This window comes from Paraburkholderia sp. BR13444 (genome assembly GCF_040948755.1).
GTDB lineage: Bacteria > Pseudomonadota > Gammaproteobacteria > Burkholderiales > Burkholderiaceae > Paraburkholderia > Paraburkholderia youngii.
Window position 1 is genome coordinate 120037 of sequence record NZ_JBFPKM010000021.1, and the last position, 14354, is coordinate 134390.

General features: G+C 64.9%; 14 protein-coding genes. 6 read left to right on the top strand and 8 right to left on the bottom strand.

The annotated features are described in order from the left end of the window. Position 1 precedes the first annotated feature (1 nt). The 4 genes from AB3X95_RS35460 to tsaB are packed head-to-tail and all read right to left on the bottom strand — an operon-like array spanning position 2 to position 3330. A complete protein-coding gene (locus AB3X95_RS35460) occupies positions 2-1033 on the bottom strand; it encodes a DUF1853 family protein (protein WP_368623697.1) in 1032 nt (343 codons plus the stop codon). Beyond that, positions 1030-2016: a uracil-DNA glycosylase family protein gene (locus tag AB3X95_RS35465; protein WP_368623698.1), complete on the bottom strand. Its 987-nt coding sequence runs from the start codon at positions 2014-2016 to the stop codon at positions 1030-1032. Before AB3X95_RS35465 ends, AB3X95_RS35460 begins: the two co-directional genes overlap by 4 nt. Further along, a complete protein-coding gene (gene rimI / locus AB3X95_RS35470; protein ID WP_176124953.1) occupies positions 2003-2497 on the bottom strand; it encodes a ribosomal protein S18-alanine N-acetyltransferase in 495 nt (164 codons plus the stop codon). The genes AB3X95_RS35465 and rimI overlap by 14 nt, the downstream gene beginning before the upstream one ends. Then, entirely contained in the window at positions 2494-3330 is an 837-nt protein-coding gene (gene tsaB / locus AB3X95_RS35475) for a tRNA (adenosine(37)-N6)-threonylcarbamoyltransferase complex dimerization subunit type 1 TsaB (protein WP_368623699.1), read from the bottom strand. The genes rimI and tsaB overlap by 4 nt, the downstream gene beginning before the upstream one ends. Before the next feature lie 165 nt (positions 3331-3495). Between tsaB and AB3X95_RS35480 the strand changes: the two genes are divergently transcribed. The 3 genes from AB3X95_RS35480 (at position 3496) to aceA (ending at position 7617) form a co-directional block, all read left to right on the top strand. Continuing rightward, a complete protein-coding gene (locus tag AB3X95_RS35480) occupies positions 3496-3765 on the top strand; it encodes an acyl-CoA-binding protein (protein WP_368623700.1) in 270 nt (89 codons plus the stop codon). A 504-nt stretch (positions 3766-4269) separates the two neighbouring features. Then, on the top strand, positions 4270-5910 hold the full coding sequence (locus AB3X95_RS35485) for a DEAD/DEAH box helicase (protein WP_368623701.1): 1641 nt from the start codon (positions 4270-4272) through the stop codon (positions 5908-5910). A 402-nt stretch (positions 5911-6312) separates the two neighbouring features. After that, positions 6313-7617: an isocitrate lyase gene (gene aceA, locus AB3X95_RS35490; protein ID WP_368623706.1), complete on the top strand. Its 1305-nt coding sequence runs from the start codon at positions 6313-6315 to the stop codon at positions 7615-7617. Positions 7618-7884: 267 nt separating this feature from the next. Here the strand turns inward: aceA and AB3X95_RS35495 are convergent, their stop codons facing one another. Together AB3X95_RS35495 and AB3X95_RS35500 are read right to left on the bottom strand one after the other, a co-directional pair. Then, positions 7885-8319 (bottom strand): universal stress protein, encoded by a 435-nt coding sequence (locus AB3X95_RS35495; protein WP_018435495.1) that lies wholly within the window; start codon positions 8317-8319, stop codon positions 7885-7887. Positions 8320-8446: 127 nt separating this feature from the next. Then, complete coding sequence (locus tag AB3X95_RS35500) at positions 8447-9349, bottom strand: LysR family transcriptional regulator (protein WP_176124949.1); 903 nt, start codon at positions 9347-9349, stop codon at positions 8447-8449. A 162-nt stretch (positions 9350-9511) separates the two neighbouring features. Between AB3X95_RS35500 and AB3X95_RS35505 the strand changes: the two genes are divergently transcribed. Both AB3X95_RS35505 and aceB read left to right on the top strand, forming a co-directional pair. Further along, a complete protein-coding gene (locus AB3X95_RS35505) occupies positions 9512-10330 on the top strand; it encodes a haloacid dehalogenase type II (protein WP_368623702.1) in 819 nt (272 codons plus the stop codon). Between the two features lie 77 nt (positions 10331-10407). Further along, positions 10408-12000 (top strand): malate synthase A, encoded by a 1593-nt coding sequence (gene aceB, locus AB3X95_RS35510; protein WP_368623703.1) that lies wholly within the window; start codon positions 10408-10410, stop codon positions 11998-12000. A 126-nt stretch (positions 12001-12126) separates the two neighbouring features. Here aceB and AB3X95_RS35515 read toward each other — a convergent pair whose 3' ends face one another. Beyond that, positions 12127-12528 (bottom strand): gamma-glutamylcyclotransferase, encoded by a 402-nt coding sequence (locus AB3X95_RS35515; protein ID WP_176108259.1) that lies wholly within the window; start codon positions 12526-12528, stop codon positions 12127-12129. Between the two features lie 182 nt (positions 12529-12710). Here AB3X95_RS35515 and AB3X95_RS35520 point away from each other — a divergent pair, with 182 nt between their 5' ends. After that, positions 12711-13610 (top strand): helix-turn-helix domain-containing protein, encoded by a 900-nt coding sequence (locus tag AB3X95_RS35520; protein WP_176368934.1) that lies wholly within the window; start codon positions 12711-12713, stop codon positions 13608-13610. A 47-nt stretch (positions 13611-13657) separates the two neighbouring features. On the opposite strand, the gene AB3X95_RS35525 is transcribed toward AB3X95_RS35520, so the two are convergent. Continuing rightward, a complete protein-coding gene (locus AB3X95_RS35525; RefSeq protein ID WP_176108257.1) occupies positions 13658-14122 on the bottom strand; it encodes a GNAT family N-acetyltransferase in 465 nt (154 codons plus the stop codon). Between the last annotated feature and the right edge of the window lie 232 nt (positions 14123-14354).

Consider the following 14354-nt stretch of genomic DNA (forward strand, 5'->3'; position numbering starts at 1 on the left):
GCTATTGCTTCGCGTAACGCCGCGCGTGCTCGGGCCAGTCGTCGGGCACGATAAAGCCGCGCGAGCGCTCGAGCAGACGTCCCGTGTTGTCTTCGATGAATCCGGCAACCATCGTCGGGCCGTATTGCGGTGAGATTCGAGCGGCGAGCGCGGTTGCGTCGACATAGCTCGAGTCGTCCGCGCCGGCTTGCATTCGATACTGCGGCGCGAGCCATTCGAGCCGCGGCAACAGCCGCCACTTGTGCGTGTGCGCGCACTCGAACGCCGGCCAGTCGCGATGCGTAACCCACCAGCCGCGGCCATGCGCGGGATCGAGTTCGGCAAGATCGGCGGGCGTGGCGCCATGCCGGTAAAACAGCCAGCCTTTGACGAACATCTGCGGCGTCCACGCGCCCGTATAGCCCGTCGATGCAAATTCGTCGCGTGCGCTGAGCGGCAACTGATGATCGAGCAGATGCGCGAGCTTCAGATCGAAGCGGTCCTTCAGATTGGGGCCGACATAATCGGCGAGACGCGCCGCCTCTGCCCCATTCGGATCGCCCGCATGCAGATAGCACTTCACTGCGAGTTCCCAATGCAGTCGCACGCCCTCGCGTGTGCGCACGAGGAAATCGCATTCACCGAGCGTGCGGCCCGCGTGCCGTAGCGGCACACCCGCTGCGATAAGTTGCGTGCCCGGCCCATGACGAAGGAAAAAGCCCAGCAGGCGTTCGGCGTAGCGGCCAAGACGAGTGATGCGCGTTGCCGCGAGATCCTGATGCAGAAGTCCTGGAGTGGCATCGAGCGCGTGCAGCCAGTCGAGCGTGGCCTGTAATTCCTGCGGTGTGTCGAATGGATCGGCGAGCGCGCCCGCGGGAGGCTGAGGGCGCAACAGATCGGGACTCAGCAGCAGCCAGGCGAGATCGCGGACGGCGGGATCGCGCAGCGCATCGACTGAAGCATCGTCACGCAAACCCAGCAACGTATCGAGAAGCGCCGCGCGGCTGACAGACGCGGCGGGCATGCGCGCCGCCGGTCCCTCGGGGATCGTCACTTTGATTCGTTCGACGGCGCGCCGCCGTTCGCGAGCCACGTGGCGCGCGCAAGGCACAGGTCCGTCCATGCCTTCGCCTTGTCGGGCAGGCTACGCAGCAGATAGGCCGGATGATAGGTGACGATCACCGGTACACCCTCGTACGTATGCACGCGGCCGCGCAGCGACGAAATGCTCGCCTCGGTCTTCAGCAGACTTTGCGCGGCGAACCGGCCGAGCGCGACGATCAGCTTCGGCTTCACGAGCGACACCTGGCGTTGCAGATAAGGTTCGCAACGCGCGACCTCATCTGGCTGCGGATTGCGGTTGCCAGGCGGCCGGCACTTGATCACGTTCGCGATATAGACGTTGGTGCCGCGCGCGAGCGCGAGCGAATGCAGCATGTTGTCGAGCAGCTTGCCGGCCTGGCCGACGAACGGTTCACCTTGACGGTCCTCGTTCTCGCCGGGCGCTTCACCGATCAGCATCCAGTCGGCCTCGCGATCGCCGACGCCGAACACCGTGTTCGTGCGCTTCTCGCACAGCCGGCAGGCCTCGCATCCGGCGACGCGCTCGGTGAGCGCGTCCCAATCGAGCGTGTGGATAGCCGGCAGAGCGGGCGCGTCGCGGCGTGCTTCGGCGGGTGCGGGGGCCGATGCGGTTGGATCGTCGAACCACGCGAAGTCGTCGTCGGGTGGGGCGTCGAAAGTCGGCGGGACTGAAAAGTCGGGTTGCGGTTGCGATGGCTCGCGGCGTGCGGCGGTTTCGTCGAAGCGCGGTGCGGATTCACGCGTCGCTTGCTGCGGCTGCGCGTCGGCGGATGCGCGCAGCGGTTCGCGCGCGATCTGCGGCGCCGGTTCCGCGCGACGCTCGTCGTCTGGGTCTTCCCGTAGCGACGGCGACGCATCACCCTGCCCGGCTTCCGCCTCCCGCGCGGTGAGTCCGCGACGCACCCACAACGGCGCGAGTCCAAATTCTTCGAGCACCGATTCATGCAGCGCCATCTTCGCCCTCCGTGCCAAACGACAGACGCATCACGATCGCGTCCTCCCGGGCGCGATGCCGCGCCGGATAATAATTTTTGCGCCGGCCGATCGATGCGAAGCCAAAGCGCTCGTATAAACGGATCGCCCGATGATTCGACGGCCGCACTTCGAGCAGCAGCCCGTCGAGCTTCTCCGCGTGCGTGATGCGCACCGCCTCGCGCAGCAGCGCGAGGCCCGCGCCGGCGCCTTGCGCTTGCGGAGCGACGCAAAGATTCAGTAGATGCATTTCATCGACGACCGGCATCAGCACGCAATAGCCGATCAAAGTGCCTGTCACGTGACGCAGACAGACGCCGAAATAGCCGTTGCGCAGCGAGTCGCCGAAGTTGCCTCGACTCCACGGAAACTCATACGCTAGCTTCTCGATCGCGGCGACTTCGTCCAGGTCGCTTTCGGTCATCGGCGACATGTAGCGGTCCGTGAGCAGCACGCCGCTCATGGGCGCGCCTCGTCGTGGGACGGCTGGCCAGCCGCGCCGTTGGGCGCACTCTGTGCGAACTGCCCGGCGCTATGAGCCGCTTTGGCTGATTTCGCCGCTTTGTCGGCCATGCGCTCGGCGGTCGTCTGCGCGACCTTGTCGCGGACGTACTCGGGCGCGGCCTGATCGGCTGTTACCGTGCGACCCGCATGAAACGCGCGCAGCGCCGCGTACGCGAGCGGCAACGCATGCGGCAACGCCTCGCCATCGACGCTTCGCGCGGCCGCGACCGCCGGCAACCGCTCGCCGAACGCGGCGGCCGCGTTGCCGGCGAGTGTGAACGGTACGTCGGGCAACACGATCCGCTCGGGCGCATCGAGCGACGCCGTCTGAACGGTGCGCCATTCGTGTTGCGCGTCGTCCCACGCGTAGTCGGCCCAGTAGATTTCGTCCATGCGCGCGTCGAGCGCGGCGAGCACGCGCGTCGTCGACGGATCGCGCAGGCGGGCGCTCTCCGCGCACGCGAGCAGCGTGCCGATCGGTACGACCGGCAGGTTCAGGCCGAACGCGAGGCCTTGGGCGACACCGGTCGCCGTACGCAGTCCGGTGAACGAACCCGGACCCGAGCCGAACGCGATCGCGTCGCAGTCCGCCAACGTGAGGCCGGCTTCGTCGAACAGTTCGCGGATCGCCGGCAGCAGGCGGGTACTGGACACCGCGCCGGTCTGTTCGTGACGAACCCAGACGCGCGGTTCGGCGTTGGGCTGACCGGCGGCATCGACGGACGCGGACACGAGCGCCGCCGAACAGAATTCGGTCGAAGTATCGATTGCAAGGAGCACTGTTTGAGTCATGGACCGTATTGTAATCGGCGCGGTGCGCGTGAATGGTGGTTTGCGCGGCCACGCTGCCCCCTTCGCGGCCGCCCGGTTTGGAATAAGCCCTCGGCCCCGCGGCGGCGGTCAATTGTTATGATTTTCAGCCGATCTCATCTACCCCGCCACCCGGGCCAAACCACCATGACCGATATCAACTCCCAGTTCGAACAAGCCCAGCAGGACGTCAAGCAGCTGCCCGAGCGTCCGGGCAATCTGACGCTGCTGCGTCTGTATGCGCTCTTCAAGCAGGCGAGCGAAGGCGACGTGCACGGCGACAAGCCGGGCTTCACCGACGTCGTCGGCAAATACAAGTACGAAGCTTGGGCGGCGCTCAAGGGCACCGCGCAGGACGCTGCTAAGCAGCAATACGTCGAACTCGTCGAATCACTGAAGAGCGGCGCCGCGGCCTGATTTTCCGGCGCACCGGTCGTCTGCGGAAATGACCGTCTGGCAACGCTGCAACGGCCTCGCGGCGGTTTGCGAACACGAAGCCCCGAGCCGCCGCCCTCACTTCCCTACCGCATTCCGTCACTTTTTTCTGTCGGAATTGCCTGAATGGTGGCGCAGTGCAGCAAAGGTCGCTATAATGCCGCCTGCGCTTCACTGCTTCGCCCGTTTTTTCCAACGGTCCTCGCGGCGCAGCGTCCCATAGCGTTTGCTCCAATCCAGTTTAGAACCTGTCCCCTTCTGCCTAGCCCACTACGGGCTCAAGTCCCAGGCTGGCGACTCGCCATGTTGGCATGTCGCATCCGATACAGCTTCTAACGAAAAACTCGCCTTCATTGTCGCGAGTTGCCCCCGTTTTTCGATTTGCTCGCTGCTTTTTTGCTCGCTGAATCCGACGACTTGGGTATGCCGATTGGCGTTGACGTTTTTCATCCGATGAACCACCCAGGATCGTTTTCAAGGATTCACATGACTTTGAGCAACACCCACAGCAGCCCGTTGAACGCCATCGCCGACGAAGCACTTGGTCTCGCGCCCGCCGCTCCCGCAGCCGCCGCGCAGGCTGACGCCAAGCCGAGCTTCGCGTCGCTCGGCCTGTCCGCGGAAGTCGTCTCCGCGCTGACCGCCGCTGGCTACGAGCACCCCACCCCGGTGCAGCAACGCGCTGTGCCGGCTGGTATCGCAGGCCGCGATCTGCTGGTTTCGAGCCCGACCGGTTCGGGCAAGACCGCCGCCTTCATGCTGCCCGCCATCGAGCGTTTCGCGCAGCTGCAAAAGGCCCAGGCGAGCCAGCCGCGCGAACCGCGCCCGGCCGACGGTGGCCGCGGCCGCCGTCCGCAGCCGGTCGCACGTCCGACCATGCTGGTGCTGACGCCGACCCGCGAACTCGCGATGCAGGTCACGACCGCCGCCGCGACGTACGGCAAGCACCTCAAGCGCCTGCGCACCGTCAGCATTCTCGGCGGCGTCGCTTACGGCCAGCAGCTGATGCTGCTCGCGAAGAACCCTGAAATCCTCGTTGCGACGCCGGGCCGTCTGATCGACCACCTCGAGCGCGGCCGCATCGATCTGTCGCAACTGCAGATCCTCGTGCTCGACGAAGCCGACCGCATGCTCGACATGGGCTTCATCGACGACATCGACACGATCGTCGCCGAGACCCCGGCTACGCGTCAGACCATGCTGTTCTCGGCCACGCTCGACGGCAAGATCGGCTCGCTGACCGGCCGTCTGTTGAAGGACCCGGAGCGTATCGAGATCGTCCAGCGCATGGAGCAGCGCACCAACATCTCGCAAACCGTCCACTACGTCGACGACCGCGATCACAAGGACCGTCTGCTCGACCATCTGCTGCGTGCGGACGGCCTCGATCAGGCGATCGTCTTCACGGCAACCAAGATGGACGCCGACCAGCTGGCAGGCCGTCTGGCCGACGCCGGTTTCGAATCGGCCGCCCTGCACGGCGACCTGCCGCAAGGCGCGCGTAACCGCACGATCCGCGCGCTGCGCGAGCGCCGCGTGCGCGTGCTGGTTGCAACCGACGTCGCCGCTCGTGGTATCGACATCCCGGGCATCACGCACGTGTTCAACTACGACCTGCCGAAGTTCGCCGAAGACTACGTGCACCGTATCGGCCGTACCGGCCGCGCGGGCCGCTCGGGTATCGCGGTGAGCCTCGTGCATCACGCCGAACAGGGCGCGTTGAAGCGCATCGAGCGCTTCGTGCGCACGCCGCTGCCGGTCAACGTCGTCGAAGGCTTCGAGCCGCGCAAGGCGCCGCCTTCGGGCAACGGCCGTCCTGGATTCGGTGGCCGCGGTCGTCCGGGCGGTAACGGCCGCCGCTTCGGCAGCGGCTCGGGCAAGTCGGGCGGCTACGGCGGCTCGCGCAACGGCAACGGCAACGGCAACGGCGGCGGCAACAGCTGGGGCAACAAGTCGGCCGGCGGTTCGCGTGACGGCTACGGTTCGCGTGACAGCCGCGGCGGCTCGCGTGACGGCTATGGCTCGCGCGAAGGCTTCGGCGCTGGTTCGCGCGACGGTTACGGTTCGCGTGACGGCTACGGCGCGCGCCGCAACGACGGTCCGCGTTCGGCACGTCGCGGTGACTAACCGCCTCGTTATCTGAACGACCGGACGGCCTCGCGTCGTCCGTGACCACAAAGAAGACCGGTGCTAAGGCACCGGTTTTTTTTTGCCGTTTGCCTAACCACCCTAAATTTCACGATATAAAAAAATTTTTTGCGTCGTAAAAAATGATGCTGCAAAGCACAAGAACAGCGATTGCAGCAGGGAAAATATCGTTTCTTATCGCGAAACGTAGGACTCAACCTATTGATTTAAAGGGAAAACAAATATTGGAAAAACGCTTTGCGGCGTCTATTGTGCGTCCATCGATTTGCCTAGACTCTTATATAAGACTTCACGAAACAGAACGCCTCTGCTGGCCCTACGCTTCGAGAAGACAGAGTCACCCATCCTCCATAACTGGCATCGAAGGAGCACATCATGACAATGACCCGCGAACAGCAAGTGCAGCAACTCAAGCAACAATGGGAAACGGACCCGCGTTGGAAGGGTGTCAAGCGCACCTACTCGGCCGAAGACGTGGTGCGTCTGCGCGGCTCGGTGCAACCCGAGCACACGCTCGCAAAGCGCGGCGCCGAAAAGCTGTGGGCCGCAGTGAACAGCGAGCCGTTCGTCAACTCGCTCGGCGCGCTCACCGGCAACCAGGCGATGCAGCAAGTCAAGGCCGGTCTGAAGGCAATCTATCTGTCGGGCTGGCAGGTCGCGGGCGATGCCAACGTCGCCGGTGAAATGTACCCGGACCAATCGCTGTATCCGGCCAACTCGGTGCCGCTCGTCGTCAAGCGCATCAACAACACGCTGACGCGCGCCGACCAGATCCAGTGGTCGGAAGGCAAGAACCCGGGCGATGAAGGCTACGTCGATTACTTCGCCCCGATCGTGGCCGACGCGGAAGCCGGTTTCGGCGGCGTGCTGAACGCGTTCGAACTGATGAAGGCGATGATCGAAGCGGGCGCGTCGGGCGTGCACTTCGAAGACCAGCTCGCCTCGGTCAAGAAGTGCGGCCACATGGGCGGCAAGGTGCTCGTGCCGACCCGCGAAGCCGTCGCGAAGCTGACCGCCGCGCGTCTGGCCGCCGACGTGTCGGGCGTGCCGACCGTGCTGCTCGCCCGCACCGACGCGGAAGCCGCCGACCTCGTGACCTCGGACATCGACGACAACGACCGCCCCTTCCTGACCGGTGAGCGCACCGTCGAGGGCTTCTATCGCACGAAGCCGGGCCTCGAACAGGCGATCTCACGTGGCCTCGCGTACGCGCCTTACGCCGACATGATCTGGTGCGAAACCGGCAAGCCGGACCTCGAGTTCGCGAAGAAATTCGCCGACGCGATCCACAAGGAGTACCCGGACCAGCTGCTGTCGTACAACTGCTCGCCGTCGTTCAACTGGAAGAAGAACCTCGACGACGCGACGATCGCGAAGTTCCAGCGCGAGCTCGGCGCAATGGGCTACAAGTTCCAGTTCATCACGCTGGCCGGCTTCCATGCGCTGAACTACTCGATGTTCAACCTCGCGTACGGCTATGCGCGCAACCAGATGTCCGCATTCGTCGAAATGCAGCAGGCGGAATTCGCGGCGGCCGAAAAGGGCTTCACCGCGGTCAAGCACCAGCGCGAAGTCGGCACTGGCTACTTCGACGCCGTCACGCAGACGGTCGAGCGCGAAGCATCGACGACCGCGCTGCATGGTTCGACGGAAAACGAGCAGTTCTTCGACAAGAAGGTCGCCTGAGACCAGCCGGTCGGGTCACGCAATCCCGTGGCCTGAACGCAGCAACGATTGGCAAATGTCGAGCGGCACCGTCAGAGTGCCGCCGACACAGGGGGGACCGCGCCGTACCGGATTGGCAGGAGCATTAGTGCGCATGCCAGCGGCCGGGGTCTGAGAGAAGCCAGCACGCGGCAAGCGTGCGGCGAACCTGAACGCGCCGGCTTCGCCGCCGGTGCGTTTTTTTTGAAGGCGGATGCCGGCACGCCGCCGGCGGCGGCGCAAAGCGAATCAGCGATAGACGATCACAGGAATTTTCGTATGCGTGAGCACGCGCTGCGTTTCACTGCCGATCAACAGGCTGCCGAGCCCACGCCGCCCATGCGACGCCATGAAGATCACGTCGCAGCCGCCCTGCTCGGCCGCTTCGATGATGCCGAGATACGGCGCCGGATGCACGCTCGTGCGGCTCTCGACGTGGACGCCGACGCGGTGGGCCGCATGCTCGACTTCGCGCAGATGCACGCGCGCTTCGCGCTCGCTGCGTTGCAGGAACTCGCCGGGTGGTTCGACCGCGACATCGGAGAACGGCGAGTACGGATATTGCGGCAGACATGCGTACGCGGTCACGCGGGCGCCCACGGCCTGCGCGAGATCGATCGCGCCCGCTATCGCCTTGCGTGAAAGATCTGAGCCATCGGTCGGAACCAGGATGTGCCTGAACATGATGCCCTCCGTCGCCGGCTGCGCGCAGCACGGCGTCAGCGTCCAACAAAGCCCAGGGTGCAGGCTGCCCGGAACGATTGTAATGCGTATGAATGCGGGTAATTGCGTCCGTCTGGAGATTGGCGCGTCAGTCCCAGTAACCGGGTTCGCCGTACGTATGCTTGAGAAAGTCCAGAAACAGCCGCACCCGCAGCGGCAGATGACGGCGCTGCGGGAACACCGCGTGGATGCCGATTGGCGGCGCGGCGAATTCGTCAAGCACCGTGACGAGGCGTCCCGCCGCGAGGTCCGCGCCGACTTCCCACCAGGAGCGCCACGCCAGTCCGTGTCCGGCGAGACACCATTCGTGCAGCACCGCGCCGTCCGAGCATTCCATCGTGCCGGACACCTTGATCGACACGACCTTGCCGTCGTGCTGGAACATCCAGCCGCGCTGCTGGTTCGCGCTCGCGCCGAGCGCGAGGCAGTTGTGGCGCGCGAGCTCGGCGAGGCTGTGCGGCGCGCCGCGCCGGTTCAGATACGCGGGCGACGCGACGCACACGCGGCGGTTTTCGGCGAGCTTCAGCGACACCAGCGACGAATCGGGCAACTCGCCGAGCCGCACCGCGCAATCGAAGCCCTCGTTGACGAGATCGACGAGACGATCGGACAGATCGAGCGTGATCGACACGTCCGGATGCGCGACAGTGAATGCGGGCACCAGTGGCGCCACGTGCCGGCGCCCGAAGCCGGCCGGCGCCGACAGCCGCAGATGGCCGCTCGCCTTGACGCCGCCCGCCGACACGCTCGCCTCGGCGTTCTGCATGTCGTGAAGGATGCGCTGGCAGTCTTCGAGAAAGGCCGAGCCTTCGAATGTCAACGTGATCTTGCGCGTCGTGCGCACCAAGAGTTTGACGCCGAGGCGCTCCTCGAGCGCGTCGATGCGCCGGCCGATGATCGCGGGAGCGACGCCCTCGGCGAGCGCCGCCGCGGACAGGCTGCCTTTGGCCGCGACGGTGGCGAAGGTCTCGAGCTGCTTGAAACGGTCCATGAACGATGCGCGCCGTGCGAACCAATGAAATCGGCGCAAGAGTGAGGGTTGTGTGCGAGATTAGGTATATGAAAGTAAAAGATCAAGTGATCTTTAGCCTATTTTTTAGCACCTAAGGTCACCAATACAATCGATCCCGACCTCTGACAGGAGCGCATGGCAATGTCGGCCACAACGACACCCTCACCGCGAGCTGTGATTTTCGACGCCTACGGCACGTTGTTCGACGTGCATTCGGTGATCGCCGCAGCGGAGCAACTCTTCCCCGGACACGGCGACGCGCTGTCGCAGCTTTGGCGCCAGAAGCAGATCGAATACACGCAGCTGCGCACGCTCGCCGCGCGCAGCGACGCCCCCGGCGAACACTACCGCCCGTTCTGGGACATCACGCTCGACGCACTGCGCTTCGCCGCGAAAAGACTGCAGCTCACGCTCGGCCGCTCGGCCGAAAAGCGTCTGATGGACGAATACGCGTGCCTGTCGGCGTTTCCCGACGCGGTGCCGGTGCTGCGCACGTTGCGCGAGCCCGCTGGCGCGCCGCGTGTCGGGCTCAGACTCGGGCTCGCGATTCTGTCCAACGGCAATCCGCAAATGCTCGACATCGCGGTCAAGAGCGCCGGCATGAGCGCCCTCTTCGATCATGTGCTGTCGGTCGATGCGGTGCGCGCGTACAAACCCGCGCCCTCCGCGTATGCGCTCGGCCCCGATGCGTTCGGCGTGGCCGCGCGCGAGATCGTGTTCGTGTCGTCGAACGGCTGGGACGTCGCGGGCGCGACGTGGTTCGGCTTCACGACGTTCTGGCTGAACCGGCAGAACCTGCCCGTCGAAGAGCTTGGAGTGCGCCCGCATGGCACCGGCGGCGGCATGAACGATCTGCTGGGCTTTCTGCGGACGCTCTCGACGTCGTCGCGCTCGAGCGGCGGCCGTCAAACCAAAACTCATGGCAGTGGCGGCCGCAAGCGCGCCAGCCCGCGCGTATGACAGCCCGCTCGCTTTCGGGAACCGTCTCCCATCTTCAACCTTCGCACTTTTGCAATCTGACCGACCAAGGAGAAAACATGGCTAATCCGCTGTCGTTGCCGCAAGGCATGGAAATCACCGGCGACATCAAGCCCGGCTTTGAAGCGATCCTCACCCGCGAAGCGCTGGAACTCGTCGCGGCCTTGCACCGTACGTTCGAGCCGCGTCGTCAGCAGTTGCTGCAGGCGCGCGTCGAACGTGCGAAGCGGCTCGACGCGGGCGAGCGTCCCGACTTTCTCGCCGCGACGAAGAGCGTGCGCGAAGGCGACTGGAAGATCGCGCCGCTGCCGCAGGATCTGCAGTGCCGGCGCGTCGAGATCACCGGACCTGTCGAGCGCAAGATGATCATCAACGCGCTCAATTCGGGCGCGGACTCCTACATGACCGACTTCGAGGATTCGAATGCGCCGAGCTGGGACAACCAGATCACCGGTCATGTCAATCTGAAGGACGCGGTGCGCCGCACGATCTCGCTCGAACAGAACGGCAAGTCGTACCGGCTCAACGACAAGACCGCGACGCTGATCGTGCGTCCGCGCGGCTGGCATCTCGACGAGAAGCACGTGAAGGTCGACGGCAAGCGCGTGTCGGGCGGCATCTTCGATTTCGCGCTGTACATGGTGCACAACGCGAAGGAGCTGATCGCGCGCGGCTCGGGCCCGTACTTCTATCTGCCGAAGATGGAGAGCCATCTCGAAGCGCGCCTGTGGAACGACATCTTCGTCGCCGCGCAGGAAGCCGTTGGCGTGCCGCGTGGCACGATTCGCGCGACGGTGCTGATCGAGACGATCGTCGCCGCGTTCGAAATGGACGAAATCCTGTACGAGCTGCGCGAACATAGCTCGGGCCTGAACGCGGGCCGCTGGGACTACATCTTCTCCGCGATCAAGAAGTTCAAGAGCGACCGCGACTTCTGCCTCGCCGATCGCTCGCAGATCACGATGACGTCACCGTTCATGCGCGCGTACGCGCTGCTGTTGCTGAAGACCTGCCATCGCCGCAACGCGCCGGCGATCGGCGGCATGAGCGCGCTGATTCCGATCAAGAACGATGCGGCCGCGAACGACAAGGCGATGGCCGGCGTGCGCTCGGACAAGGCGCGCGACGCTGGCGATGGCTACGACGGCGGCTGGGTCGCGCATCCGGGTCTCGTGCCGGTCGCGATGGAAGAGTTCGTCAAGGTGCTCGGCGACCGGCCGAACCAGATCGACAAGCAGCGCGTCGACGTGCTCGTGACCGCGACCGATCTGCTCGACTTCCGCCCGGAAACGCCGATCACCGAAGCGGGCTTGCGCAACAACATCAACGTCGGCATCCACTACCTCGGTTCGTGGCTCGCGGGCAATGGCTGCGTGCCGATTCACAACCTGATGGAAGACGCGGCCACCGCCGAGATTTCGCGCTCGCAGGTGTGGCAGTGGATCCGCTCGCCGAAGGGCAAGCTCGATGACGGCCGCAAGGTGACGGTCGAACTGGTGCGCGAGCTCGCGAGGCAGGAACTCGACAAGGTCAAACAGACGGTGGGCGGAGATACGAAGCCGTATGAGCGCGCCGCGCAGATCTTCGAGCAGATGTCGACCGCGGAGCAGTTCACCGATTTTCTGACGCTGCCGCTTTACGAAGAGATTTGATGGTGTCGATGACGCGGGCTCGGGCGCCTCGTGCCTGCTCGAGCCAGGCGATCGCATCAGCTTGAATGATGGCGCGCCGCGGACATACGTGGCGCGCTGCTCTATTGGCCGGTTGCGCGCACCGGCTCAGCGCGTGCGCCGATGTTTGACCCAATCTCCCGAACGGATTTCGGGCAGCCCTTTTACCGCGTTCGGCACAACCGGATAGAAGCGGCAGTTCACGACGTTTCCGTCTACTTTGACCATCACCTCGCGGGCCAGAAAACGCTCGTCGACACCCGGATATACGGCTTCGATTTCGTCGAGCACCGCGACGAGCGCATCGTCGATTTCATAGACGTCGCCTACCACGTCGACGCCCGCTTCGTCGACGACGAGACCCGGATAGTCGCCAAAATCGAACAGATGGCCGCGCACCGTGGTGCTGCCGAGCAGGCTTGGCGCGGGGAGGTCGTTGCGCGCGGCGGCTTCGCTGATGTCGTTGGTTTCACCGGCACGCAGCGTGCCATAGACAAAGACGGTCTGCATCGTCGTTGAGTCTCCGTGGTCAGAGGTGAGATTGGTGGCTCGGGGGCCATCGGGACATTATGCAACGGTGGCCCGACGGCATCAGCAACCAGGCACGATCTACAATGCTTGGAACCCGCGCCGGTGAATGGCCTCGACCGCGCTTCGCCGTTGCCGGCTCCGTTATCCGAACCGACCTTGCCATGCCCTCGTCCGCCGAGTCCAACCCGTTGAGCCGCGTGCGTTTCGCCGACATACCGCCCGAGTTCGCGCCGAACGACACGCATCCGATCCGCGTGCGCTCGCGGCCGATGCCGGCGGGCTGGCATATCGCGCGTCATACGCATGCATGGGCGCAGGTCGCGTATGCGTCGCGCGGCGTGCTGCGCGTCGCGACAACGGGCACGACGTGGATGGTGCCGCCATCGCGCGCGATCTGGTTGCCGCCGCATGTCACGCACGAAGTGGTTGCTGTCGAGGATGCGTTCCTGCGCACGCTGTACATCACCGAGAATACGGTGCCGGCCGGGCTCGATACGCCGCGCGTCGTCGAAGTATCGAACTTGTTGCGCGAGGTGATTGCCGCGCTCGATACGCCTGGCCTGTCCGCCGCGCGCGAGCAACTGCTCGGCGCGCTCGCTCTCGATGAACTGACGCGCTCCGAGCCGTTGCCGCTGTCCGTGCCGATGCCTAGCGAAAAGCGCCTGCGCGCGCTGTGCGAGGCCGTGATCGCCGACCCGATGCATGGCGAGCCGCTCGAACAGTGGGCGTCGACGGTCGGCGCGAGCACGCGGACGATCGCGCGGCTGTTTCGTCAGGAGCTGGGGGTGAGTTTTTCGCAGTGGCGTCAGCAGGCGATCCTCGCGCGCGCCATTCCCTTGTTGAGCCAGGGACGGCCGCTGTCGCATGTCGCGCAGGAACTGGGCTATCAGAGCCAAAGCGCCTTCTCCGCGATGTTCCGGCGCGCGTTCGGCGCGAGTCCACGCGCGTTTATCGACCGAGGCGCCGAGCATCGCGCAAGCAACGGCGAGCATGATGATGCGCAAGCGGATGATGAAACGGCACAGGATCAAGCCGGTTCGGCCGATGTTGCCGAGCGGTGAACGTCGATGCGTGGCGGTGCGCGTCGGCGATCCACGCAGACCCGGCCTCAAACCCGCCGCGCCAGATGACGGATTGCGCCTAGCTGCGCGAGCCGCGGCCCAGCGAGCTTGTAGCCCTTGCGCTGATAGAGCCGCGCAGCCGGATTATCGACGAACACGCGCAACTGCAACTCGCGCAGCCCCCGCTCGCGCGCCCATTGATGCGAGATGTCGAGAAGAAACGTACCGGCGCCAAGCCGCCGATATCCTTCGGCAATCTGCACGTCGCGGATATGCAGCGAATCACCCTCCTCGGTGATACGCAGCACGCCCATCGGCACGCTATCCACTTCGAGAATGAAATTCTCCGATTCCCGCCAACTGCCGAGAAACAGATCGCTGCGCCAGACCAGATGATGCCGGCGATAGTAGCCGCCCATGTTGTTGCGGGTCAGCGCCTCGGCAAACTCGAAATCGTCCATGCTTGCCGTGCGCAGATGAAACGGTGACGGGGCTTCGGTTGGATCGAACATGGCAGGACCGCGAGGATGAGTCGGATCAACGGTAAAACAGGCCGCGCGCGCTGGCAATGGCTGTTTGTCCCGAGCTTTCCGCGAGGCGATGGCAACGGGCAGCCGAAACGGCATAGGGGACGGCCATAAGGCCGTGCCCCTGCCACACCACCCGGCATGCGGGTCCGCACCGGGCGGTTCGGGAAGTTGAGGTTATGAGAGTCGGGGTGCACCCAGCCGCTCGAAGTATGCG

Coding starts and splice junctions, on each gene's coding strand:
- AB3X95_RS35465 (WP_368623698.1), bottom strand. CDS start 2,016: ATGGCGCTGCATGAATCGGTGCTCGAAGAATTTGGACTCGCGCCGTTG.
- rimI (WP_176124953.1), bottom strand. CDS start 2,497: ATGAGCGGCGTGCTGCTCACGGACCGCTACATGTCGCCGATGACCGAA.
- tsaB (WP_368623699.1), bottom strand. CDS start 3,330: ATGACTCAAACAGTGCTCCTTGCAATCGATACTTCGACCGAATTCTGT.
- AB3X95_RS35480 (WP_368623700.1), top strand. CDS start 3,496: ATGACCGATATCAACTCCCAGTTCGAACAAGCCCAGCAGGACGTCAAG.
- AB3X95_RS35485 (WP_368623701.1), top strand. CDS start 4,270: ATGACTTTGAGCAACACCCACAGCAGCCCGTTGAACGCCATCGCCGAC.
- aceA (WP_368623706.1), top strand. CDS start 6,313: ATGACCCGCGAACAGCAAGTGCAGCAACTCAAGCAACAATGGGAAACG.
- AB3X95_RS35495 (WP_018435495.1), bottom strand. CDS start 8,319: ATGTTCAGGCACATCCTGGTTCCGACCGATGGCTCAGATCTTTCACGC.
- AB3X95_RS35500 (WP_176124949.1), bottom strand. CDS start 9,349: ATGGACCGTTTCAAGCAGCTCGAGACCTTCGCCACCGTCGCGGCCAAA.
- AB3X95_RS35505 (WP_368623702.1), top strand. CDS start 9,512: ATGTCGGCCACAACGACACCCTCACCGCGAGCTGTGATTTTCGACGCC.
- aceB (WP_368623703.1), top strand. CDS start 10,408: ATGGCTAATCCGCTGTCGTTGCCGCAAGGCATGGAAATCACCGGCGAC.
- AB3X95_RS35515 (WP_176108259.1), bottom strand. CDS start 12,528: ATGCAGACCGTCTTTGTCTATGGCACGCTGCGTGCCGGTGAAACCAAC.
- AB3X95_RS35520 (WP_176368934.1), top strand. CDS start 12,711: ATGCCCTCGTCCGCCGAGTCCAACCCGTTGAGCCGCGTGCGTTTCGCC.
- AB3X95_RS35525 (WP_176108257.1), bottom strand. CDS start 14,122: ATGTTCGATCCAACCGAAGCCCCGTCACCGTTTCATCTGCGCACGGCA.